Here is a 2,420-nt window from a genome sequence, read left to right on the forward strand (position 1 = left end):
GAGCCCATTACCCGCTTTCTCAACACCTCATAGAGCGGGGCTAACTCACTTCGGGATAATTGCTCCTGAAATAAAGCGAATGCGCCAGCACCTACTACGGGTGGCTTGCCATTCTCACCAGGAATCAATTCAATCTGGTCGCATTGAGCCAATAAATCCTTCATAAGCTCCAATGCTTTTGCTGAACGCAATTCTGAGGCCTGCAAAGCCAGGGCCCTCTTGTTGGCATCCAAGGCTTTTCCCAAATGTGGGAACTGAATCAAGACCCGCAACATCTGCTCAGCTAAATCGGTTGGTGCTTGTGGTGGCGCAATATTTTGTATTGCAACTCGCTTAGCAGAACCCTTGGATGCTTGCCATGGAGCGCCTTGAGTTCTGTTGCCAGAATTGCCTTGGTTGAAATTGGGCGCGCGCTGATTGGTACTGGAGTAAGAACCTTGCTGCACTGGTACAGGCGCCACCGTCAATCCACAGAAAGACTCCAACTCAGCTGCTGTTGAATTTGTTCGAATGGCTAACTCGCGCAAAATTTGTGTACGTAGCGCAATTGGTGGCATCGATAGCAACAAAGGCTTTGCAGCATGATGGGTTTGCGCCCTACCCTCTGGTGTTGTCAACTCATGGTCTTGACTTGCAATTTTGAAGAAGAAGCTCGAAATCGACATGGCTTCTTTTATGATCTTCTCAAAGGCAGGCGCACCATAGGCGCGGACATAACTGTCAGGATCATGCTCCGTTGGTAAAAATAAGAAACGAATCTCTTTGTCATCAGACATCAATGGCAGACATGCTTCCAATGCTCGCTGTGCAGCACGCTGACCAGCAGAGTCGCCATCAAATGAAAATACAACGCGATCAGTTTGACGTAACAACATACGCACGTGATTGGCAGTACAGGCCGTTCCTAATGTCGCCACTGCATTAGGGAAGCCCAACTGCGCCAGTGCCACGACATCCATGTAGCCCTCACATACGAGAACATATTCTTGAGAGCGGATGGCTTGCCTTGCTTCAAATAATCCATAGAGCGTATTACCTTTAGAGAACAAAGGCGTCTCTGGAGAATTTAAATACTTCGGTTCGCCTTGATCCAAGATTCGCCCACCAAAGCCAATAGTCTGACCTTTGGGATTGCGAATCGGGAACATGATGCGATCACGAAAGCGATCATAGCGTTTAGCTGTTTGCTTATTTTCCGTCTGCTCACTCTGAATAAGCAAGCCACCCTCAAGTAAAGTCTTCGCCACTTCATCATTTGCATAGGTACCAAAGACTGCCTCAAGCCCTTGCCAACCATCTGGCGCATAACCCAAGGCATAACGTTTAGCGATCTCACCAGTAAGGCCGCGCCCCTTGAGATACTCGACTGCACGTGGTGCCACTTTGAGTTGTTGACGATACCAATCAGCAGCTGCGCTCATAACCTCACTTAATGCCATGGTCTGCTGTTGGCGTGCAACATCATTCGCTGTGCGCTCTTCACGCGGGACATCCAATCCTGCAGAACGCGCTAAGTCTTCAATGGCATCTACATAGCCAAGACCGGAATACTCCATGAGAAAACTAATCGCAGAGCCATGAGCTCCACAACCAAAGCAGTGATAGAACTGCTTGGTAGGCGATACAGAAAAAGAAGGAGATTTTTCAGAATGAAAGGGACACAAACCTTGATAGTTCGCGCCCGCTTTTTTTAACTTCACGTGCTGCCCAACCACATCCACGATGTCGACCCGATTCAATAAATCGGCAATGAAGGATTGGGGTATCAGAGCCATCAGTAGTGGGTGAGGCTTTTAAAGTATTTAGTTTTAACTTATCTTCAACTTACTTAGCCAGCGCAGCTTTAACTAAACCAGAAACTTTACCCATATCGGCTTTACCTGCCAATTGGCCTTTGAGAACGCCAATCACTTTGCCCATATCTTGTGGACCAGCAGCGCCTGTCGAAGCAACTGCCGCAGCTACCGCTGCCTCTACTTCCGCATCAGATAATTGTGCTGGCAAGTAGTCTTGGAGAATAGTCATCTCTGCCGCCTCAATGGCGACTAAATCATCACGATTAGCTTTTTCAAATTGAGAGATCGAGTCCTTGCGCTGCTTAATCATTTTCTCAACAGTAGCAATCACGCTCGCGTCATCCATCACAATGCGATCATCTACTTCACGCTGTTTGATGGCCGCCAATAAAAGACGAATAGTTCCAAGGCGTGCCACTTCTTTTGCACGCATTGCATTTTTCATATCTTCAGTGATTTGATCTTTCAGACTCATGGCATTTTTCCCAGTATTGAATATCTAATAAATTGCTGCTGATTCAAAAGCAAAAACCCGCTGCGTTTCACCGTCAGCGGGTTTCAAAGCCTCTCGGTGAGGAGAGCTTTTAAATTCGATTAGTAAAGCTTTTTAGGCAACATCTGGCT

General features: G+C 47.3%; 2 protein-coding genes. Both read right to left on the reverse strand.

Going from position 1 to position 2,420, the window contains the following annotated elements; all coding sequences use genetic code 11:
* Nucleotides 1–1,769 (reverse strand): DNA primase (gene dnaG, locus B7Y67_RS15390; protein ID WP_293599389.1); only part of this gene is annotated, 1,769 nt, incomplete at its 3' end.
* A 55-nt stretch (nt 1,770–1,824) separates the two neighbouring features.
* Nucleotides 1,825–2,271 carry a GatB/YqeY domain-containing protein gene (locus B7Y67_RS15395; RefSeq protein ID WP_293599388.1) on the reverse strand — a complete coding sequence of 149 codons (447 nt, stop codon included), beginning with the start codon at nt 2,269–2,271 and terminating at the stop codon, nt 1,825–1,827.
* Nucleotides 2,272–2,420 lie beyond the last annotated feature (149 nt).

The sequence above is a fragment of the Polynucleobacter sp. 35-46-11 genome (genome assembly GCF_002281105.1).